18 protein-coding genes are annotated in these 20,465 nt (G+C 64.7%); 14 read left to right on the plus strand and 4 right to left on the minus strand.

Annotation, left to right across the window (positions count from 1 at the left end; translation table 11 throughout):
* Positions 1–55: 55 nt before the first annotated feature.
* From ACF8O8_RS00245 to ACF8O8_RS00255, 3 genes are read right to left on the minus strand one after another with little or no spacing between them, the layout of a single operon-like run.
* Complete coding sequence (locus ACF8O8_RS00245) at positions 56–1,987, minus strand: ATP-binding protein (protein WP_392509082.1); 1,932 nt, start codon at positions 1,985–1,987, stop codon at positions 56–58.
* Positions 1,984–2,874 (minus strand): ABC transporter substrate-binding protein, encoded by an 891-nt coding sequence (locus ACF8O8_RS00250; RefSeq protein WP_392509083.1) that lies wholly within the window; start codon positions 2,872–2,874, stop codon positions 1,984–1,986. The genes ACF8O8_RS00245 and ACF8O8_RS00250 overlap by 4 nt, the downstream gene beginning before the upstream one ends.
* Positions 2,874–4,988, minus strand: coding sequence for a TonB-dependent receptor plug domain-containing protein (locus tag ACF8O8_RS00255; RefSeq protein ID WP_392509084.1), 2,115 nt, complete (start codon positions 4,986–4,988; stop codon positions 2,874–2,876). Before ACF8O8_RS00255 ends, ACF8O8_RS00250 begins: the two co-directional genes overlap by 1 nt.
* Positions 4,989–5,215: 227 nt before the next feature.
* Between ACF8O8_RS00255 and ACF8O8_RS00260 the strand changes: the two genes are divergently transcribed.
* From ACF8O8_RS00260 to ACF8O8_RS00325, 14 genes are all read left to right on the plus strand, one after another.
* Complete coding sequence (locus ACF8O8_RS00260) at positions 5,216–6,241, plus strand: NAD(P)H-dependent glycerol-3-phosphate dehydrogenase (protein ID WP_010954935.1); 1,026 nt, start codon at positions 5,216–5,218, stop codon at positions 6,239–6,241.
* A gap of 36 nt (positions 6,242–6,277) precedes the next feature.
* Positions 6,278–6,625, plus strand: coding sequence for a DUF4389 domain-containing protein (locus tag ACF8O8_RS00265; protein ID WP_003251499.1), 348 nt, complete (start codon positions 6,278–6,280; stop codon positions 6,623–6,625).
* Entirely contained in the window at positions 6,622–7,080 is a 459-nt protein-coding gene (gene sixA, locus ACF8O8_RS00270) for a phosphohistidine phosphatase SixA (protein WP_010954934.1), read from the plus strand. The genes ACF8O8_RS00265 and sixA overlap by 4 nt, the downstream gene beginning before the upstream one ends.
* Positions 7,081–7,242: 162 nt before the next feature.
* Entirely contained in the window at positions 7,243–7,617 is a 375-nt protein-coding gene (locus tag ACF8O8_RS00275; RefSeq protein WP_010954933.1) for a hypothetical protein, read from the plus strand.
* Positions 7,618–7,709: 92 nt separating this feature from the next.
* Complete coding sequence (locus tag ACF8O8_RS00280) at positions 7,710–8,498, plus strand: alpha/beta fold hydrolase (RefSeq protein WP_049588223.1); 789 nt, start codon at positions 7,710–7,712, stop codon at positions 8,496–8,498.
* A complete protein-coding gene (locus ACF8O8_RS00285) occupies positions 8,495–9,349 on the plus strand; it encodes an alpha/beta hydrolase (RefSeq protein ID WP_392509085.1) in 855 nt (284 codons plus the stop codon). Before ACF8O8_RS00280 ends, ACF8O8_RS00285 begins: the two co-directional genes overlap by 4 nt.
* 109 nt (positions 9,350–9,458) lie before the next feature.
* Positions 9,459–10,253 (plus strand): DUF4892 domain-containing protein, encoded by a 795-nt coding sequence (locus ACF8O8_RS00290; RefSeq protein WP_010954931.1) that lies wholly within the window; start codon positions 9,459–9,461, stop codon positions 10,251–10,253.
* Positions 10,254–10,265: 12 nt separating this feature from the next.
* Positions 10,266–11,318 (plus strand): AI-2E family transporter, encoded by a 1,053-nt coding sequence (locus ACF8O8_RS00295; protein ID WP_019750854.1) that lies wholly within the window; start codon positions 10,266–10,268, stop codon positions 11,316–11,318.
* Between the two features lie 176 nt (positions 11,319–11,494).
* Positions 11,495–11,584, plus strand: a complete 90-nt coding sequence (kdpF, locus tag ACF8O8_RS00300; RefSeq protein ID WP_003251485.1) for a K(+)-transporting ATPase subunit F — start codon at positions 11,495–11,497, stop codon at positions 11,582–11,584.
* A 9-nt stretch (positions 11,585–11,593) separates the two neighbouring features.
* Positions 11,594–13,288 (plus strand): potassium-transporting ATPase subunit KdpA, encoded by a 1,695-nt coding sequence (gene kdpA, locus ACF8O8_RS00305; protein WP_010954929.1) that lies wholly within the window; start codon positions 11,594–11,596, stop codon positions 13,286–13,288.
* 9 nt (positions 13,289–13,297) lie between these two features.
* On the plus strand, positions 13,298–15,352 hold the full coding sequence (kdpB, locus tag ACF8O8_RS00310; RefSeq protein WP_049588226.1) for a potassium-transporting ATPase subunit KdpB: 2,055 nt from the start codon (positions 13,298–13,300) through the stop codon (positions 15,350–15,352).
* A 10-nt stretch (positions 15,353–15,362) separates the two neighbouring features.
* Positions 15,363–15,920 (plus strand): potassium-transporting ATPase subunit KdpC, encoded by a 558-nt coding sequence (gene kdpC / locus ACF8O8_RS00315; protein ID WP_003251480.1) that lies wholly within the window; start codon positions 15,363–15,365, stop codon positions 15,918–15,920.
* A gap of 149 nt (positions 15,921–16,069) precedes the next feature.
* Entirely contained in the window at positions 16,070–18,724 is a 2,655-nt protein-coding gene (locus ACF8O8_RS00320; protein WP_064493156.1) for a sensor histidine kinase KdpD, read from the plus strand.
* A complete protein-coding gene (locus tag ACF8O8_RS00325) occupies positions 18,721–19,416 on the plus strand; it encodes a response regulator (RefSeq protein ID WP_392509086.1) in 696 nt (231 codons plus the stop codon). The genes ACF8O8_RS00320 and ACF8O8_RS00325 overlap by 4 nt, the downstream gene beginning before the upstream one ends.
* 60 nt (positions 19,417–19,476) lie before the next feature.
* Here the strand turns inward: ACF8O8_RS00325 and ACF8O8_RS00330 are convergent, their stop codons facing one another.
* Positions 19,477–20,382 carry a LysR family transcriptional regulator gene (locus tag ACF8O8_RS00330; RefSeq protein WP_392509087.1) on the minus strand — a complete coding sequence of 302 codons (906 nt, stop codon included), beginning with the start codon at positions 20,380–20,382 and terminating at the stop codon, positions 19,477–19,479.
* Positions 20,383–20,465 lie beyond the last annotated feature (83 nt).

The raw sequence follows: 20,465 nt of genomic DNA on the forward strand, positions 1-20,465 counted from the left end.
ACGTCTATTTTCAGGTCCGATGAAGGTCCTGTCCAGTGTTTAAGACTGCCGCACTTTAGCATTTATCGCCAGTCGCGGTTGTCTGACCGGGTAACCAGCGCTGCAGCACCTGCTGCAATTCGGTGCGGCGCAAGGGTTTGCTCAGGTAATCGTCCATACCGGCGGCCATGCAACGTTCGCGGTCGCCCTGCAACGCGTTGGCGGTCAGGGCGATGATCGGTAGCCCGGCGCCGTTGGGCAACTGGCGGATGCGTCGGGTGGCTTCATAGCCGTCCAGGTGAGGCAGGCGGCAATCCATCAGCACGGCAGCAAAGCGCTGCCGGCCGACCCGCTCGACGGCTTCAAGGCCATCTTCTGCCGTGCATACTGCCAGCCCCAGGCTGCGCAGCATGGCTTCCACGACACTCCGGTTGACCGGATTGTCCTCCACCAGCAGTACCTGATCATTGTCCGGCACCGTCGTTCGTACAGTCGTTGGCGGCGTCAACGGGACGGGGGCAGGGTTGGCAAGGGCCAACGGCATCTCCAGGGTGAAGGTCGAACCCAGGCCTTCACGGCTTTCACCGCGTAGCTTGCCGCCCATGCGCTCGGCCAGGGTACGAGCGATCGACAGCCCCAGCCCGGTGCCGCCATAACGACGGGAAATCGAGCTGTCGGCCTGCTGGAAGGCGACGAACATCATTTCCAGGCGGTCGCTGTCGATGCCGATGCCGGTGTCGCGCACGCTGCAGGTCAGCCAGATCAACTGCCGGTCGAGCACCTGCCAGCGTGCGTCGACTTGCACCTGGCCACGTTCGGTGAACTTCAGGGCGTTGCCTATCAGGTTCAGCAGGATCTGGCGGATGCGCGTGGGGTCGCCGTTCACCTGCAACTGCTCGATGCCGGCCGGCAGTTGCAGGTGCAGGCCCAGGCCGCGTTGCTGGGCGCTGTGCTGGAACGACTGGACACTGTTGGTGATCAGCTCGCCCAGGTTGAAGTCGATGTGCTCCAGCTGCAGCGCAGCGCGTTCGATGCGCGAAAAATCGAGGATGTCGTTGATGACCTTGAGCAAATGCCCGGTGGACTCGCTGGCCACTGCCGTGTAATCGGCCTGTTCACTGCTCAGCGGTGTGGTTTCCAGCAGTTGCAGCATGCCCAGCACGCCATTCATCGGGGTGCGCAACTCATGGCTCATCATCGCCAGGAAATCCGATTTGGCACGGTTGGCCTGTTCGGCCTCCTCGCGGGCCTGGATCAGTTCGGCGATGGCCTGCTTCTGTTCATCGCTGGCCTGCTCCAGGGCGCTGGCCAGGTTATTGATGTGGCGGGCCAAGTGGCCCAGCTCGCTGTCGTCGACGACCGGCAAGGGGGTGTTGTACTCGCCTTGCTGAATCGCCTTGACCGCATGGCCCATGTCGCTGATCGGCTTGGCCAGGCTCAGGGCCAGGCGGCGTGCCAGCAAGAAGGTGAACAGCAGGGCGAACAACGCCAGGATTCCGGCCTTGATCACGATTTCCTGCTGGCGCTGACTGAAGGCGTCATCGGACATGCCGACGATCACGCGGCCCAGGTAGTCGTCACCGATGGCCGGGCTGGTGGCTTTGCCCTGTTGCAGGAAGTCGTTGTCCAGGCGGATTTGCTGCAGGCGAATGGGCGCCTGGAACACCTCGACCTGTTGCGCGCGGTTGGCACTTTCGTCGGACTGCTCGACGTACACCAGGATGTGGTTGCGGCTGTCCTGCACTTCCAGAAAGCGCACGTGCGGGATGCTGAGGGTGGCACGCATCAGCCCTTCAAGCACTTCGTTGTTGCCCGAGATCACCCCATATTCCGACGCCGGTGCCAACTGGTTGGCGATCAGTTGCCCGGTGTGGTTGAGTTCCTGGCGCAGGTCCTGGATGCGTACGAAGGTAAAGAAGCTGATCAAGAGCAAGGTCAGTAGCAGGGCGGGGCCGAGACTGATGATCTGCGTGCGGGTATGAATGTCCCAGCTCAAGCGTTTGCTCATGGGGTGGGTTCTCCCTCGGCCAGGGCCTTGACGGCGGCGTTCTGATCGATTGGTTCAAGACCCAGGGCACGGGCCACCTGCTGGTTGCCACTGACGCCGTAACGCACCGGGTACAGGCTGCGCGGCCAGCGCGTCGGCGGCTGGTCGAGCAACTGGTCGAGCACCCACAGCCAGTCGTCCTGGTCGCTGTAGGTACTGGCCAGGGCGCCGGCGCGAACGAAGCCGGCGTTCGGGCCGATCAGTGCCATCTGCCGGCCATAACTGCTCAACAGCAGGTTCTTTGCAGTCTTGGAGTTGTACAAGTCAGGGTCGTCCAGGCCCAGGAGCACATCGCTGTTGCCCAGCAGGTGCTGCAGGGGCCTGTTGTCACGCGGGTCGGACCAGTCCTGGGCCACGATCTCCAGGCCTAGCGGCCGCGCAGCATGGCGCAGTTCGTCCAGCAGAAAGCTGCTGTGCTCGCCGTACAGCACGCCAATGCGCCTGGCCTGCGGCAACAGGTAACGTGCCAGGCGCAGTTGCCGTCCCAGCGGTGCGTCGCTCCACAGCAGTGTGAGGAACGCGGGGCGCGACTTTCCCAGGCGCTGTTCAGCCTGTACCCGGCTGACCCGCATGACCAGCGCCGGCGGGCCGGCGGTTTCTCCCAGGCGCCATTCCAGTGCTGCGTTGTCGAGCAGGATCAGGCGTTGGTCGGCTTTGAGCTTGCTCGGGCGCGGCAGGTTGGCGGTGGTTTGAAACTGCACATGATCGTGCGGCCGGCGGCTTTCCAGGGCGGCGATGAAGCTGCGGACACCGGGCTGGTCCTCAGCCCCCACCAGCAGGACTTCGCTGGCGGACAAAGGCCCCAACGGCCACAGGCAGAGCAGCAACAGGCGCAGCAGCAGGGCCATCAGAACTCCAGCTCCGCGCTCACGCTCAGGCGGTGACGGCTGTCGTAGCGGTTCTGCAGGGCCGAGGTGGGTTCATCGTCCAGGCGCTGCTGCCACAGCGCCGCCAGCTCCAGGTTGCTGCCATACACCCGAAAACGCTTGGCCAGGCGCAGGTCCAGACGCTCGTAGCGGTACTGGTTGAGGGCATCGTCACCGTAATAGAACAGCGCGCTCGACCAGCCGGCACCCCATTCGCGCATCCACCCGGCCGAGCCGCTGTTGCGGGCGCTAAGGCGACGGTCGTCGGGGTTACTGGCCCAGGCATCGACGTAGGCATAGGTCAGGCGCAGGCGGTCGCGCAGGGTGGGGCGCCAGTCCATTTGCGCCTCGCTGCCGCTGAAACGGGCCTTGTTGGCGTTGCTGGCGATGTACTGGTTGTTCCTCAGCGGCTCGCTGATCATGCCGGTGATCTCGTCGTAGAACAGCTTCACATCCAGGCTCAGGTCGATGTCGCTGAAGTAGCCGTTGTAGCCCAGCTCGCGCGAGCGCATGCGCTCCTGTTCAAGGTCGCCAGGGCCACGGGTCTTGACGAAGTATTCGCCGTTTTGCAGGCCGAATGAATTGGGGGTGAGGTTCTTGACCGTGTAACTCCAGTTGACGTTGTTCTCGAACATGTCGGGCGAGCGCACCGCTTCGGAGTACACCGCACGCAGGCCGTGGCGTGGGGTGATCAGGTAGTTGACCGCGACGCGTGGGGTCAGCGAACTGCCTGACAGGCGCGAGTCTTCGAACATGGCCCCACCCTGCAATATCCAGTGCTCGTCGGCCCGCCATTCCAGCTGGCCGAACAGGCGCCAGGTCTGGTCGTCGATGCTGCCGTTGAAGTAGGTCTGCGAGTCGGCGCGATCATAGCGGTAGTTCATGCCACTGAGCAGACGCAGGCTATCGGTCAGGCTCAGGGTGTCCTGGATTTCCAGGTCATAGCGGGTTTCACGGGTGCTCTGATCGACATCGCCGCAGACCTGCTCCCGCCCTCCCTGCTCCCATTGCTGCTGCACTTTCTGCAGAAGCCCTTTCAGGGCTGGGTCGTCAGTGGAAAGGGGGGCGCCGGTCGCAATACCGCGCGCCACTTTTTCCGCGAAGTCGGGGTTCATCTGCCAGAGCTGGGTCAGTTCGGGGCTGAACGACTGCAAGGCATCACAGGCGCGCCACACTTGCTGGCGATCGAAATGCTGGGCTGAGCCCTGGATATAAAGGCTGTGTTCAGCGCTGAAGTCTTTGGTCCAGCGCAACGAGCCGGCATAGTCCTTGGCGTTGACGTCGGCATTGTTCCCGGACTCGTACTGCTGGAACACCGGCTGGTAGGTGTAGGGCCGCTGATTGCTGCCTTCCTTGGCCGCCAGTTGCCACTCCAGGGTCTGGTCGACCGCCAGGTTGTGGTTGGCGCTGAGGTTGAAGCGGGTCAGGCGGCGGCTGTCGCGGTAGTCCTGGCCAAACTGGTTCTCATCGAAGCCGTCGTCCTGTTGGCCCGACAGCGACAGGCGCATGTCGCCACCGTCCCAGCCGAAGCCGTGGCTGGCATAGAAGTCGTTGATGCCGTCCTGGCCGCGCGTCACTTTCAGCCGTGTACCATGGCTGTCGGCGGGGTTGCGGGTGAGGATGTTGACCACTGCCATCAGCGCGTTGGCGCCATAGCTGACGGTGTTCGGGCCGCGGAACACCTCGATGCGCTCGATGTCCTCCATGGCCAAGGGGATGTCGCTCCAGTCCACCGTGGCCAGGCCTGCGCGGTATACCGAGCGGCCATCGATCAATACCTGCATGCGCCGTGCGTCGTTGACGTTGCTGCCGTGGTAGTTGACCGTGGGTTGATTACCGGCACCGTAGCCGATCATCATGCCCGGGACCAGGCGCAGCAGTTCGGGGATGTCACGGGCACCGCTGGCGCGAATCAGTTCGCTGTCGAGTACGGTCATGCTGCCCGGGACAGCGGCGGGGGATTGTTTCAGGCGTGTGGCGGTCAGAACCTGTGGCAGGTCGGTGTTGTCGATGAACAGGTCGTCGGCCACGGCCTGACCGCCGAGCAGGGCGGTCAATAACAGCAGGCGCGGGTACGGGGGCGTGCCAGGGAACACGGAGCGGCCTTTGTTTCAGGATTGAAACAGGCATGGTAACTGACCGTGGGGGTTTTGCCAGTGGGTGTCGGGCGTACGTCTTGAAAAGTACCGCGTGGCGGTGCTCGATCTCGACGGCTCCGAAAATGCCATGGCAAATACCGCAAACGCCCAGACACTGGTTCTGTAGCAGGCGAGCCGTATAATGGCCGGGTCGCCACTTAACTTTTGGCTTTAATGGATTGGATATGACTGAACAGCAACCTGTTGCGGTTCTGGGCGGCGGCAGCTTCGGCACCGCCGTGGCAAACCTGCTGGCGGAAAACGGTGTGCCGGTGCGCCAATGGATGCGCGACCCGGCGCAGGCCGAGGCCATGCGTGTGAATCGCGAGAATCCGCGCTATCTCAAGGGTATCCGCCTGCACGATGGGGTTGAGCCGGTCAACGACTTGCTGGCCACCCTGCAGGCCAGCGAGCTGATCTTCGTTGCCCTGCCATCGAGTGCCTTGCGCAGCGTGCTGGCACCGCATGCCGAGCTGCTGCGCGGCAAGGGCCTGGTCAGCCTGACCAAGGGCATCGAAGCGCAAAGCTTCAAGCTGATGAGCCAGATCCTCGAAGAGATCGCCCCCGAGGCGCGCATCGGCGTTTTGTCGGGGCCCAACCTGGCGCGCGAAATCGCCGAACATGCGCTGACTGCCACAGTGGTGGCCAGTGAGCACGAAGACCTGTGCCAGCAGGTACAGGCCGTACTGCACGGGCGCACCTTCCGCGTCTACGCCAGTGCCGACCGTTTCGGCGTCGAACTGGGCGGTGCACTGAAGAACGTCTACGCGATCATCGCCGGCATGGCGGTGGCCTTGGGGATGGGCGAGAACACCAAGAGCATGCTGATTACCCGGGCCTTGGCCGAGATGACCCGTTTCGCCGTCAGCCAGGGCGCCAACCCCATGACGTTCCTCGGCCTGGCCGGTGTCGGTGACCTGATCGTCACCTGCTCCTCGCCCAAGAGCCGCAACTATCAGGTTGGCTACGCACTGGGGCAGGGCCAAAGCCTGGAAGAGGCGGTCAACCGCCTGGGCGAAGTGGCCGAGGGGGTCAACACGCTCAAGGTGCTCAAGACCAAGGCCCAGCAAGTGCAGGTGTACATGCCGCTGGTGGCTGGCCTGCATGCCATCCTGTTCGAAGGGCGCACGCTGAACCAGGTGATCGAGCACCTGATGCGCGCCGAGCCCAAGACCGATGTCGATTTCATTTCCATCAGCGGTTTCAACTGAGCCCTTGGCGGCTCTGACACGAGCAAGGAGCAACACATGAACGATACGCCCGAACGCGCCCAGCGCGAGTCGATCATCCTGCGGGTGCTGTGGATGCTGGTGTTCCTGGTGGTCTGGCAACTGGCCGAGTTGCTGTTGGGTGGCCTGGTGCTGGTACAGCTGATCTACCGACTGGTGTATGGCGCGCCCAGCGCCAGCCTGATGAACTTCGGCGACAGTCTGAGCCAGTACCTGGCACAGATCGGCCGCTTCGGCAGTTTCCACAGCGACCAGAAGCCGTGGCCGTTCGCAGACTGGCCGGCCCCGCGTGCGCCGGAAGGTGAAGCAGCGCACGCCGTGGCACCGGCCGCGCATCCGGTGCGTGACGAGGAACCCAAGCTGTGAAGCTGTGGGTGCTGCGCCACGGTGAAGCTGAGCCGCGGGCCAAGACGGATGCCGAGCGCCGGTTGACTGCCCATGGTCGCGAGCAGGTGCTGCACAGTGCGGCTTACCTGATCGGGCAGCCATTGCAGGCGATTGTTGCCAGCCCTTACGTACGCGCCCAGCAGACCGCCGCGCTGGTGCATGACACCCTGGGCTTCGCCGAACCGGTGCGCACCGTGCCCTGGCTGACGCCCGAGGGTGATGTGCAGCAGGTCATCGGCGAAATCGAGCGACTGGGGCTCGAGCATGTGCTGCTGGTCAGCCACCAGCCGCTGGTAGGTACCTTGGTCGGTGCACTGGAGCACGGCGACAGGCAACAGCCGGCAGCCATGAGCACTGCCAGCCTGGCGGAGCTGGAAGGGGAGTGGCCGCTGGCCGGGTTGATGACGCTTCGGGCCATCCACTCACCCGCGTGAACTTCCCATGGCTTGTGCAGGCCAATGTTTCGCTCGCGTCTGCATGCTGGCATGGGTAAAGATCGATAAGGCAACTGGCATTTTTGTCAGTTGTCGCGCTTCACCACCGCTTGCTAGCGTTGCCACATGGCAAACATCAGGGAACGGCGAATGAGGGGTGAAATGCTGGAACTGTTGCGCTCCCTGGACCTGCAACCCACCCTGGAACAGGTTGACCAAGGTACTTCGCTGGATTTCGCCCAATACAGCCTGCTGCGTGAATCGGCCGATGCCAAGCTTTACCACCTGATGCGCAAGGTGAACGACAACCCTGGGCTGGACCCTGCTGCGAGGCAACAATGCGAGCAGGACCTGCGTACGCTGCAGGATGCCTGCCTGCGGGTCTCGCACCTGCTGCAAACCAGTTGTCTGGCCTTGCGCCGCCTGCAACTGGACTACCAGGACCAGCGTCTGGCCCGCGAGGCGCTGGAGAGCCAAGTGGCCTACATGCAGGCCTGCCTGCGTCGGTCGCTGAGCAGTTTCGACCGCTCGGCATGACCTGATCCCCCTCGCCGATGACCTTTATGGACATTGCCGAACTGCCCCGCGATGCCGACAATGGGCCATCATTCCGGTCCGGACCAGGCGCCATGTCGCAGCAGATCTTCTTCGCCCATGCCAACGGTTTCCCATCGGCCACCTACGGCAAGCTGTTTGCCGCGCTGGCGCCGGACTATCAGGTGCAGCACCTGGCCCAGCATGCGCATGACCCGCGTTTTCCCGTGGACGAAAACTGGCAAAGCCTGGTCGATGAATTGTTGCATCACCTGGCGCAGCAGGATCAGCCGGTCTGGGGCGTTGGCCATTCGCTGGGTGGCGTGTTGCACCTGCACGCGGCATTGCGCTGCCCCGAGTACTACCGGGGGCTGGTGATGCTCGACTCTCCGGTGCTCACCCGCGCTGATCAATGGCTGCTGCGCACAGCCAAGCGCTTTGGTTTCATCGACCGTATCACACCGGCCGGGCGCACCCTGGGGCGTCGCGAAACGTTCAATGACCGCGACAGCGCCCGGGACTATTTCGCTGGCAAATCACTGTTCCGCCATTTCGATCCCGATTGCCTCGACGCTTATGTAGAACACGGCCTGCAGGTGGTGGGGCAAGGGCTGCAGTTGCGCTTCGACCCTGCCACTGAAATCAGCATCTACCGCAGCATCCCGCATACCAGCCCCGCCCCCGCGCGCCAGTTGCAGGTGCCGCTGGCCATGGTGCGCGGCAACCGCAGCAACGTCATTCGTCGCCACCACACCTTGGCTGTGCGCGGTATGCCCAAAGGTGAATACCACAGTGTACCGGGTGGGCACATGTTCCCCCTGGAGCGCCCGGCCGACACTGCCAGCCTGATCAAGGGCCTGTTCGACCGCTGGAGCCAGGCATGAGCGCACACGTTGAGGAAATTCGCCTGAGCCTGGGCCATATCGAACTGGCTGCACACCTGTTCGGCCCCGAAGACGGGCTGCCGGTGATTGCCCTGCATGGCTGGCTGGACAACGCCAACAGCTTTGCCCGCCTGGCACCGCAGCTGAAAGGTCTACGCCTCGTCGCCCTGGACCTGGCCGGCCATGGTTATTCCGAGCACCGCCCGCTCGGCGCCGGGTATGCCCTGGCCGACTATGCTCATGACGTGCTGCGCGTGGCCGAGCAACTGGGTTGGCCGCGTTTCGCCCTGCTGGGGCATTCGCTGGGCGCGATCATTTCGGTGCAACTGGCCGGTGCATTGCCCGATCGGGTCAGTCACCTGGCGCTTATCGACGGCGTCATCCCGCCGACTGGCGCCGAGCAGGACGCAGGTGAGCGCTTAGGGATGGCACTGCAAGCCCAGTTGCGGCTGGATGGCAAGCGCAAGTCGGTGTATGCGACATTGGAAGCAGGGGTACAAGCCCGGATGAAAGGCATGGTCGCGGTCAGCCGTGAAGCGGCCGAGCTGCTGGCCCAGCGTGGCCTGATGCCAGTGCCCGGTGGCTATAGCTGGCGCAGCGACAGCCGGCTGACCCTGCCCTCGCCGGTGCGCCTGAGCGAGGCCCAGGCCATGGCCTATGTGCGGCGGGTGAGTTGCCCGGCGCTCTTGGTGGTGGCCGCCAACGGTATGCTGGCGCGCCACACCGGGTTGCTGGAGCAGCTACCCTTTGAACAGGTGACACTACCCGGCGGCCATCACCTGCACCTGAACGATGCGCAGGGCGCGGCCCTTGTTGCAGACTGTATCAATCGCTTCTTTGGCTTTGCTTGACTTGCACCGGACAAGTGTCGAGGCTTGGCGGGTTGAACAGGGAGACAACCATGCAACTGCCAGACATCCTGGAGCTTCAATTCGGCGCTGAGCGCCGCCTGGTTCGCCAATGAGCGTACCCGTTTCCATTCGCACTGCCTTGGCTGCCTGCCTGGTGCTCGCCACCCCCGTGTCGTGGGCCGGCAGCCTACCGGTCCCGCAGGACGCCAAGGTGGTCGATCAACGCCCGGCGACGGAGCAGGAGCGGGTCTACCCGATGGGCCCGCTACGCAAGATCAGTGGCCGCCTGCGGGTCGATGACAAAGTCGAGAGCCGCGGTCAGGTCAGCTCGGTGACCTACGAATTGCCCGTCGAGCGTACTGCACGCGAGGCCTTCACCAGTGCCCGCGAAGCACTTGTACGCGAGGGTGGCTACCCGTTGTTCTGGTGTCAGGGGCGTGATTGCGGTGAGGCCAGCCTGTGGGCCAATGATGTGTTCGCCAATGCCCGCCTCAACGGAGGCGACGAGCAGCAGGCGTTCATCCTGCTGCGCCGCTCGGCAGACGAGGCCGACACCCTGGTCGCGCTGTACAGCGTTACCCGTGGCAACCGCCGTGCCTATCTGCATGTGGAAGAGTTCATCTCAGGCAGCCCGCTGGGCGAGCTGCTGCCAACCGCCGCTACGGTGCTGCGCGAAATGCGTGACACCGGCAAGCTCGACTACCCTGACCTTGCTGCACCGCAAGACGCCTGGGTAAACCTGCTGGCCCGCAGCCTGAACCTTGACAGCACCTTGCGCGTCAGCCTCAGTGGCGCCCAGGCTGAGGCCTGGCGCGAGGCGCTGGTCAAGGCCGGGGTGCGCAATCGCCGTCTTGAAGTCGGCAGCGCGCCTACAGACGGCCTGCACCTTGAACTGATCCCTTGAACGAGCACCCTCATGGTTAACAATGATCGCCTGCTGGTCCAGATTCTGCTGGTGGCATTGCTGGGGGCCGGCCTGTGGGTGATGGCACCCTTCATATCGGCATTGCTGTGGGGCGCCATCCTGGCCTTTGCCAGCTGGCCGTTGATGCGCTTTCTTACGCGCCTGCTGGGCGGTCGCGAGACGCTGGCCGCCGGCCTGCTGACCATGGCCTGGATCCTGATCGTGGCACTGCCGCTGGTGTGGCTGGGGTTCAACCTGGCCGATCACATTCGCGACGCTACGGCGTTCGTGCGTGACGTGCAGGTCGACGGCCTGCCCGATGCACCGGCCTGGCTGGGTGGCATTCCTTTCGTTGGCGAGCGTCTGGTCAACGGTTGGCAATCGCTGGACCAGCAAGGCGCAGCCTTGCTTACCTCGATCAAGCCTTACTTTGGGCAGGTGGGCAACTGGTTGCTGGCGCGCAGCGCGCAGATCGGCAGCGGCGTGCTGGAACTGACCCTGAGCCTGGTGTTCGTGTTCTTCTTCTACCGCGACGGACCACGCTTGGCGGCATTCGTGCTGCGCTTGCTGCACCGGCTGGTGGGCGAGCGCGCCGAGTATTACCTGGACCTGGTAGCCGCTACCGTGCAGCGGGTGGTCAACGGGGTGATCGGCACGGCGGCCGCGCAGGCCCTGCTGGCACTGATCGGCTTCCTGATCGCCGGGGTGCCCGGGGCGATCGTGCTGGGGTTGGTCACCTTCATGCTCAGCCTGATCCCCATGGGGCCGCCACTGGCCTGGATCCCGGCCACCGCTTGGCTGGTGTGGAAGGGCGAATACGGCATGGCGGTGTTCCTGGGTGTGTGGGGCACGTTCGTCATCAGCGGCGTGGACAACGTGCTCAAACCGTACCTGATCAGCCGTGGCGGCAACCTGCCGCTGGTGATCGTGCTGCTGGGCGTGTTCGGCGGCTTGCTTGCCTTTGGCTTCATTGGCCTTTTCATCGGGCCGACCTTGCTGGCGGTAGGCTACAGCCTGCTGCTGGACTGGAGCCGTAACGCGGCGCAGCAGCCGCCACAACAATAAGCCTGTAACGGCCCTTTCGCGGGCAAGCCCGCGAAGAGGCCGTTACAGGCAGACCACAACGCTGATTTTTACGCATTCTTTATACCCACCCCCACCCCCCGATCTCGCCCCTTTACGCCTCTCCCTCGGACAATTTCCCCAAAGCGGCCCAAGCCGTAACACGGGGAGATCCACACATGAACATGCTCGACGGGCTGTCACTGCTGCTGGCAGTGGCATTGGCGTTTTATCTGCTGGTGGCGCTGCTGCGCGCCGATCGCAGCTAGGGAGCGGCCATGCACAGTTACGATTTCGCCTTGCTCTTGGCATTCTTTGTCATCGTGCTGCTACCGGCACCCTGGCTCGGGCGGTTCTACTACAAGGTCATGGAAGGCCAGCGTACCTGGCTGACGCCTGTACTGGGGCCGGTCGAGCAGGGCTGTTACCGGCTGGCGGGTGTGAACGCCAGCCAGGAGCAGAACTGGCGGCAATACACCCTGGCCCTGTTGGCGTTCAACCTGGTCGGCTTCCTGCTGCTGTTCGCCGTGCTGCTGTTGCAGGGCTACCTGCCACTCAACCCTCAGAACCTGCCTGGCCAGGAATGGTCACTGGCGTTCAACACCGCCGTCAGTTTCGTTACCAACACCAACTGGCAGGCCTACAGCGGTGAGGCGTCGGTCAGCTACCTGAGCCAGATGCTTGGCCTGACCGTGCAGAACTTTGTCAGCCCTGCCACCGGCCTGGCCGTACTGGTTGTCCTGTGCCGCGGTATCGCCCGGCGCAGCGCGACGACGCTGGGCAACTTCTGGGTCGACATGACCCGTGCCACCCTCTACGGCCTGCTGCCGCTTTGCTTGCTGCTGGCGCTGCTGCTGGTATGGCAGGGCGTACCGCAGACCTTTGCCGACTACGCCCACGCGCTGACCTTGCAAGGGGCCGACCAGACCATTCCGCTGGGGCCGGCCGCCAGCCAGATCGCCATCAAGCAGCTGGGTACCAATGGCGGTGGCTTCTTCGGCGTCAACTCGGCGCACCCGTTCGAAAACCCAACGGCCTGGAGCAACCTGTTCGAGGTGGCATCGATCATCCTCATTCCAGTGGCATTGGTGTTCACCTTCGGTCACTACGTGAAGGACCTGCGTCAGAGCCGCGCCATCCTCGCCTGCATGCTTGCCCTGTTCCTGATCGGTGGCAGCACGGCGCTGTGGTCCGAGCATCAGCCGAACCCGGCCCTGGAAAGCACGCAGGTGCAACAGACCGCCCCTCTGGAGGGCAAGGAAAGCCGCTTCGGTACCACCGGTTCGGTGCTGTGGGCGGTCACCACCACCGCTGCCTCCAACGGTTCGGTCAACGCCATGCACGACAGCCTGAACCCGCTGACCGGTATGGTGGCGATGGTCAACATGATGGTCGGCGAGGTGATATTCGGCGGCGTCGGCGCGGGCCTCTACGGCATGCTGCTGTTCGTCCTTATCGCGGTGTTCCTGGCCGGGCTGATGATTGGCCGTACCCCGGAATACCTGGGCAAGAAGCTGCAGGCCCGTGAAGTGCAGCTTCTGGTGGCAACCCTGCTGGTGATGCCGGTTGGCGTGCTGGTACTTGGCGCCATCGCCGCCAGCCTGCCCGGCCCGGCCGGGGCGGTCACCAACCCGGGGGCGCATGGTTTCAGCCAGTTGCTGTACGCCTATACCTCGGGCTCGGCCAACAACGGCTCGGCCTTTGCCGGGTTTGGCGCCAACACCGTGTACCACAACCTGATGATCGGCCTGGCCATGCTCATCGGCCGCTTCGGCTACATCCTGCCGATACTGGCGTTGGCCGGCAGCCTGGCGGCGAAAAAAAGCGCGCCGCTGGGGCAGAACAGCTTCCCGACTCACGGCCCGCTGTTCACCGGCTTGCTGCTGGTGACCATCCTGCTGGTCGGTGGCCTGACCTTCCTGCCGACCCTGGCCCTTGGGCCAATCGCCGAACACCTTAGCTTGGGTTTTTGAGGACCGATCATGAACATGCCCATTCCTGAAGTGAATAGCCGGCACAGTGCCAAGGACCAGACCCGCTTCGCCGCGCTGTGGCGCCCGGCGCTGGTGCAGGCGTTCGTCAAGCTCGACCCGCGTCAGCTCAAGCGCTCCCCGGTAATGCTGGTGGTGGCCCTGACCGCGGTGCTGACCACCGTGCTGTGTTTCGCCCCCGGCGGCGGCGTGAGCATCGGCGTTGCGGTGCAGATTGCCCTGTGGCTGTGGTTCACCGTGTTGTTCGCCAACTTCGCCGAGGCGTTGGCCGAAGGCCGTGGCAAGGCCCGCGCCGACAGCCTCAAGGCCGGCAGCCAGGGCCTGACCGCCCAGCGTCGTCTGCGTGATGGCAGCTACGAGACGGTGGCTGCCAGCGCGCTGCGCAAGGACGACGTGGTACGCGTGGTCGCCGGCGAAATGATCCCCGGCGACGGCGAGGTGATTGAAGGCATTGCGGCCGTCAACGAGGCCGCCATTACCGGCGAATCCGCACCGGTAATACGCGAATCAGGTGGCGACCGCTCGGCGGTGACCGGCAATACGCGGCTGGTCTCCGACTGGCTGCTTATCCGCATCACCAGCAACCCGGGCGAGTCGACCCTGGACCGCATGATCGCCCTGGTCGAAGGTGCCAAGCGGCAGAAGACCCCAAACGAAATCGCCCTCGACATCCTGCTGATCGGCCTGACCCTGATTTTCCTGATCGTGGTGGTGACCTTGCAGCCGTTCGCCCACTTCGCGGGTGGCAGCCTGCCGCTGATCTTCCTGGCCGCGCTGCTGGTGACGCTGATCCCGACCACCATCGGCGGCCTGCTGTCGGCCATCGGTATCGCCGGCATGGACAGGCTGGTACGGCTGAATGTCATTGCCCGCTCGGGCCGCGCCGTCGAGGCGGCCGGGGACGTGCATACGCTGATGCTCGACAAGACCGGCACCATCACCTTCGGTAACCGCCGCTGCAGCGCACTGCATGCTGCACCGGGCATTACCGCCAAGGAACTGGGGGAGGGCGCCTTGCTGGCCTCGCTGGCCGACGACACCGCCGAAGGCAAGTCGATTGTCGAATACCTGCGCCAGTTGCACGACTTCGTCGACCCGCCTGCCGGGCAGTTCGAAGCGGTGGCTTTCAGTGCCGAGACACGCCTGTCGGGCATCGACTTCGAACAGCACCGCTACCGCAAGGGCGCCGTCGATGCGGTGCTGGCATTCGTCGGTATGCAACGCCTGGAAATGCCGGCGGCGCTGGCCCGTGAAGTCGAACGCATCGCGCAGAGTGGCGGCACACCGTTGCTGGTGTGCGTCGACAAGCGTTTGCTGGGCGTGATCCACCTCAAGGACGTGGTCAAGCCTGGTATCCGCGAGCGCTTCGCCGAGCTGCGCAAGCTGGGCATCCGCACGGTCATGGTGACCGGCGACAACCCGTTGACTGCGGCCGCCATCGCCGCCGAAGCGGGGGTCGATGACGTGCTGGCCGAGGCCACGCCCGAGAAGAAGCTGGCGCGCATTCGCCAGGAGCAGAATGACGGCCGCCTGGTTGCCATGTGTGGCGACGGTGCCAACGACGCCCCGGCACTAGCCCAGGCTGACGTAGGCATGGCCATGAACGACGGCACTCAGGCTGCGCGGGAGGCCGCGAACATGGTCGACCTGGACAGCGACCCGACCAAGCTGCTGGACGTAGTCCAGGTCGGCAAGGAGCTGCTGGTCACCCGCGGTGCGTTGACAACGTTCTCCATTGCCAACGACGTGGCCAAATACTTCGCCATCCTGCCGGCGCTGTTCGCAGCCATCTACCCGCAACTGGGTGTGCTCAACCTGATGCAACTGGCCAGCCCGCAGAGCGCGATCCTGTCGGCGATCGTGTTCAACGCGCTGATCATTATCGTGCTGATCCCGCTGGCGCTGCGTGGGGTGCGCGTGCAGGCGGCCAGTGCGGCGCACCTGTTGCGGCGCAACCTGCTGATCTACGGGCTGGGTGGCATTGTGGTGCCGTTTGCCGGGATCAAGCTGATCGACCTGCTGCTCAACGCCCTGAACCTGGTCTGAGGAGGCCGCCATGACTGCTTATCTACGCCCGGCATTGAGCCTGGCTTTGTTGATGACCCTGGTGACGGGCGCCCTGTATCCGCTGGCGGTGACCGGTATTGCCCAAGTCGCTTTCCCGAACCAGGCCAACGGTAGCCTGGTACGCGATGCGCAAGGCCAGGTGCGGGGTTCGGCATTGATCGCCCAGGACTTCCAGGGCGATGGCTGGTTCCACTCGCGGCCCTCGGCAGGTGCCTACGCGACCGTGGCCAGCGGCGCCAGCAACCTGTCGCCGAGCAACCCGGCGCTGGCTGAGCGGGTAAAGGGCGATGCGGCCACGTTGTATCAGGCGCAGCAGGGGCCAGTGCCGCAGGCGCTGCTGACCACCTCGGGCAGCGGCCTGGACCCGCACTTGCCACCGGAGGCCTTGGCCTATCAGATCCCGCGGGTGGCGGCGGCACGGCAGCTGCCGGTCGAGCGCTTGCAAGCCTTGCTGGAACAGGCCACCCTCCACCCATTGATCGGCCCGCCGGTGGTCAACGTGCTGGCGTTGAACCAGGCCTTGGAAAAGCTCGCCATTGTCAGGTAATCGAAGCGCTGGCAGGAAGCCTGTAGGAGCGGGTTCACCCGCGAATGCGGTGGTGGTGCCACTGACGTATTCGCGGGTAAACCCGCTCCTACACGTTAAGGGGGCTTTCCCTGAAGCGGCGGACTGTTGGACAAAGTAAAGGATGAAACATGAGTGACTCCGCCCGCGCCGATGCGCTGTTGGCCAACCTCCCACGCACCGGCCGGGGCCGGCTGAAGGTGTTCCTGGGCGCTGCCCCCGGCGTCGGCAAGACCTTCGCCATGCTCCAGGCCGCACACGCCCAGCAACGCCAGGGCGTGCAGGTGTTGGCCGGGGTGGTCGAAACCCATGGCCGCGCCGAAACCGAAGCGTTGCTCGGAGGGCTGCATCAGCAGCCCTTGTTGCGCAGCCAGTACCGTGGCGTCACCCTTGAGGAAATGGACCTTGACGGCCTGCTGCGTGCCGCGCCGGCCTTGGCCCTGGTGGACGAACTGGCCCACACGAACGCCCCCGGCAGCCGCCACGCCAAACGCTGGCAGGACGTACAAGAGCTCTTGGCCGCGGGCATCGACGTGTACACCACGGTCAACGTCCAGCACCTGGAAAGCCTCAACGACAAGGTCCGTGACATTACCGGCGTGCAAGTGCGCGAGACCCTGCCGGACTGGGTGCTGCAGGAAGCGTTCGAGCTGGTGCTGATCGACCTGCCTCCGCGAGAGCTGCTCGAACGCCTGCGTGAAGGCAAGGTGTACGTGCCCGAGCAGGCTAGGGCGGCCATTGATGCGTATTTTTCGCAAACCAACCTCACCGCCCTGCGCGAGCTGGCCATGCAGACCGCCGCTGCTCAGGTCGATGCCGACCTGGCCCACGGCTATCGTCAGCGCGGCCAGGAGGCGCCGGCCTTGCGCGGCCGGTTGCTGGTGGGCATAGACGGTGACGACCAGGCCGAACGCCTGGTGCGCCATGCCAGCCGCGTGGCCCAGCGCCGCCACCTGCCCTGGAGCCTGGTGCATGTGGACAACGGCCGCCTGCGTGACGAAACCGCACGGCATCGTTTGCAAGCCGCGCAGCAACTGGCCGAGCGACTGGGCGGGGAGGTGGTACTGCTGCGTGCTGGCGAAGTGGCCCGTACGCTGATCCAGCATGCTGTCGAGCGGCGGGCCAGCCTGGTGCTGGTCGGGCAGTCCCGCAACCGCCTGCGTAGGCGTTTGTTCGGCGCGGGTGTGGCGGCGCGGCTGCTGCGCGAAAGCCGTGGCCTGGAAATCAACGTGCTGGACCGCGACGTGCAGCCGCCAGCGCCGCGTTCAGCCGTGCGGCGGGTGTGGGTGTGGCGTCATTACCTGCTTGCGCTGCTGGCCACCGTGATGGCTGCGGGTCTGGCCTGGGCGGTGTCCAGTGTGCTCGCGTTGCCCAATATCTCGCTGGTGTTCCTGGCGGCGGTGTTGCTGGTCGCGGTGCGCAGTAGCCTGGGACCTGCGCTGGCTTGCGCCGCGCTGTCGTTCCTGGTCTATGACTTCCTGTTCATACCGCCCAACTTCTCGTTCACCATCCAGCGCGAAGAAGACGTGCTGACACTGGTGTTCTTTCTGTTGATGGCTGCGCTTACCGGCAACCTGGCCGCGCGCCAGCGTCGCCAGTTGCAGGCGCTGCGCGAGACCCAGGCACAGACCAGCCAGTTGCTCGACCTGTCTCGCCGGTTGACGGTAGCCACCGACCGCCAAGCCATATTCAAGGCTGCCGGCCAGCACCTGGACGGCTGGCAGGACGCCCAGGTGTGCTTGCTGGAGCGCAACGCCGAAGGCCAGTTGCAAGTGGCCAGCGGGGAAGCCTGCACCTTCAGCGACACCGAACGGGCGGCTGCCGATTGGGCCTGGCAGCATGGGCAGGCCGCCGGTCACGGCAGCGATACCCTGCCTAATGGCCGCTGGTGGTGGTGGCCATTGGCGGTAGACGATCAGCCGCTGGCGCTGCTGGGTGTGCGCCCGCGCAACGGGCAGCCGCTCAGCGACCCACGCCGGCGCCTGCTCACCGCCCTAGGCCAGCCCCTGGCCCAGGCCCTGGCCCGCGCACGCCTGGCTGAACAGCTGGAAGCCGCACGCCTGCACGGCGAAACCGAGCAACTGCGCAGCGCCCTGCTGGCTTCCGTATCCCATGACTTGCGCACGCCGTTGACCGCCATGCGTGGCAGCATCGACAGCCTGCTGGCGTTGGGCGACGCGATCCCGGCTGAAGACCGCCGCGAGCTGCTGGAGGGCACCCGCAACGAGGCCGAACGCCTCGATCGCTACATCCAGAACCTGCTGGACATGACCCGCCTGGGCCATGGCGGCCTCAAGCTGGCCCGCGACTGGGTGGCCCCGGCGGATATCGTCGGCAGTGCGCTCAACCGCCTGCGGGTGGTGCTGGCGCCGCTGCGTGTGCACACGGACGTGCCGGCCGAGCTGCCATTGCTGTTCGTGCATGCGGCGTTGATCGAGCAGGCACTGGTCAACGTGCTGGAAAACGCCGCACGCTTTTCGCCGGCCAATGGTCGGCTTGAGCTGCAGGTGGCGGTGCATGACGACCAACTGCGCTTGACCGTCAGCGACCAGGGCCCCGGCATTCCTGAAGCCGACCGCGAGAAAATCTTCGATATGTTCTACACCGCCGCCCGTGGCGACCGCGGCGGGCAGGGTACCGGGCTGGGCCTGGCTATCTGCCAGGGCATGATCGGTGCCCATGGCGGGCAGATTCTGGTGGGCGAAGGCATTGATGGCCAAGGCACCAGCATCACTCTATGCTTGCCGCTGCCTCCTCAACCTGAAGCCGAAAGCGAAACCCCATGAGCCAGTCCGCCACCCTGTTGGTCATCGACGATGAACCGCAGATCCGCAAGTTCCTGCGTATCAGCCTGGCCTCGCAAGGCTACAAGGTGCTGGAGGCCGCCACCGGTGCCGAAGGGTTGTCCCAGGCGGCACTGGGCAAGCCGGACCTGGTGGTGCTCGACCTGGGGCTGCCGGACATGGACGGCCAGCAGGTACTGCGTGAGTTGCGCGAATGGAGTGCAGTGCCGGTGATGGTGTTGTCGGTGCGTGCCAGTGAAGTGCAGAAGGTCGATGCGCTGGATGGTGGTGCCAATGACTATGTGACCAAGCCGTTCGGTATCCAGGAGTTTCTCGCGCGTGTGCGGGCGTTGCTGCGTCAGGTGCCACAAGCCGGCGGCTCGGAAGTGGCAGCCAGCTTTGGTCCGTTGACGGTGGATTTTGCCTTCCGCCGGGTGACGCTCGACAGTGTGGAGGTGGCATTGACACGCAAGGAGTATGCTTTGCTGGCGATATTGGCCGGGCACCCCGGGCGGGTGATTACCCAGCAGCAGTTGCTCAAGGATATCTGGGGGCCGACCCATGCGGAGGATACCCACTACCTGCGCATCGTGGTCGGGCATCTGCGACAGAAGCTGGGCGATGACCCCACGGCGCCGCGGTTCATCATTACCGAGGCGGGGGTTGGCTACAGGTTGGTGGCGCCGACAGCATAACCCGCACACAGCCCAAAGGGCTGGGCGAACGCCTGCAGGGCCTGGACGCGCGCAAGGGGGTCAGGCCCTGGGGGGCTCCTTCTCGAACAGCTGGCGCATGACTTCCAGGTAGCGTCGCGCGCCCAGGCCCAACGGGCGCGACTTGATCCAGATGATGTCTACCCACAAGCGCAGGCGGTTGGCCATGTTGTCGAAGCGCACCTCGGCCAGTGCGCCCGAGGCAATCAGCGGTTCGACCAATGGCTGCGGCAGGTAGGCCCAGCCCAGCCCGGACTGCACCAGGTCCAGCGTCGCCAGGTAGCTGTCGGTCAGCCAGATGCGCCGGGACAGCACCATGCGTGGGTCCGATCCGGTGGCCTTGCCCGAAGCCACGATGATCTGCCGTTGTTCGGCAAAGGCCTCTTCAGGCAATGGCGTACCGCTGTTCTGCCCGGCTGGATGGCGCGGTGAGGCAACGGCCACCAGCAGTTGGCTGCCGGCCTCGAGGAATGACTCGCGCTCATCGATGCCGGGCCGTTCGAACACCAGGGCCAATTGCACACTGCCGTCATGCAGCAGGCGAATGGCTTCGGTCTGGGTGGCCGAACGTACCTCGACTTCCAGGCTGGGAAATGCCTGGGCGAGGATTTCCAGCGGCTGGCTCCAGCGGCCGGTCTGCAACTCGGGCGCCATGGCGATGGTCAGGCGCTTTTCCAGGCCTTTGTGCAATTGCAGGGCCTGGGCATCGAGCAGGTTGAGTTGGCAGATGACCTGCCTGGCCTGGGGCTCCAGCGCCAGGGCGGCGTTGGTGGGCAAGGCTTTGCGCGTGGCCCGGTCGAACAGGGGCAGGTCCAGTTCCGCTTCCAGTTGGGCGATTGCCATGCTCACGGCTGAAGGCACACGGCCCAGCTTGCGGGCGGCGGCGGAGAACGAGCCGGCATCGAGCACCGCGAGGAAAATCGCCAGGGAGTCGCTGGTAAAGGCCATTGTCAGTAAACCTGATGATGATCATCTTTTATTGCTAAAAATTATGAACATTAATGCACCTGCAGGACAGTCCCCTCAACGGA

Source organism: Pseudomonas sp. TYF_14 (assembly GCF_043105275.1).
Lineage (GTDB): Bacteria > Pseudomonadota > Gammaproteobacteria > Pseudomonadales > Pseudomonadaceae > Aquipseudomonas > Aquipseudomonas alloputida.

Coding starts and splice junctions, on each gene's coding strand:
- ACF8O8_RS00245 (WP_392509082.1), bottom strand. CDS start 1,987: ATGAGCAAACGCTTGAGCTGGGACATTCATACCCGCACGCAGATCATC.
- ACF8O8_RS00250 (WP_392509083.1), bottom strand. CDS start 2,874: ATGGCCCTGCTGCTGCGCCTGTTGCTGCTCTGCCTGTGGCCGTTGGGG.
- ACF8O8_RS00260 (WP_010954935.1), top strand. CDS start 5,216: ATGACTGAACAGCAACCTGTTGCGGTTCTGGGCGGCGGCAGCTTCGGC.
- ACF8O8_RS00265 (WP_003251499.1), top strand. CDS start 6,278: ATGAACGATACGCCCGAACGCGCCCAGCGCGAGTCGATCATCCTGCGG.
- ACF8O8_RS00275 (WP_010954933.1), top strand. CDS start 7,243: ATGCTGGAACTGTTGCGCTCCCTGGACCTGCAACCCACCCTGGAACAG.
- ACF8O8_RS00280 (WP_049588223.1), top strand. CDS start 7,710: ATGTCGCAGCAGATCTTCTTCGCCCATGCCAACGGTTTCCCATCGGCC.
- ACF8O8_RS00285 (WP_392509085.1), top strand. CDS start 8,495: ATGAGCGCACACGTTGAGGAAATTCGCCTGAGCCTGGGCCATATCGAA.
- ACF8O8_RS00290 (WP_010954931.1), top strand. CDS start 9,459: ATGAGCGTACCCGTTTCCATTCGCACTGCCTTGGCTGCCTGCCTGGTG.
- ACF8O8_RS00295 (WP_019750854.1), top strand. CDS start 10,266: ATGGTTAACAATGATCGCCTGCTGGTCCAGATTCTGCTGGTGGCATTG.
- kdpF (WP_003251485.1), top strand. CDS start 11,495: ATGAACATGCTCGACGGGCTGTCACTGCTGCTGGCAGTGGCATTGGCG.
- kdpA (WP_010954929.1), top strand. CDS start 11,594: ATGCACAGTTACGATTTCGCCTTGCTCTTGGCATTCTTTGTCATCGTG.
- kdpB (WP_049588226.1), top strand. CDS start 13,298: ATGAACATGCCCATTCCTGAAGTGAATAGCCGGCACAGTGCCAAGGAC.
- kdpC (WP_003251480.1), top strand. CDS start 15,363: ATGACTGCTTATCTACGCCCGGCATTGAGCCTGGCTTTGTTGATGACC.
- ACF8O8_RS00320 (WP_064493156.1), top strand. CDS start 16,070: ATGAGTGACTCCGCCCGCGCCGATGCGCTGTTGGCCAACCTCCCACGC.
- ACF8O8_RS00325 (WP_392509086.1), top strand. CDS start 18,721: ATGAGCCAGTCCGCCACCCTGTTGGTCATCGACGATGAACCGCAGATC.
- ACF8O8_RS00330 (WP_392509087.1), bottom strand. CDS start 20,382: ATGGCCTTTACCAGCGACTCCCTGGCGATTTTCCTCGCGGTGCTCGAT.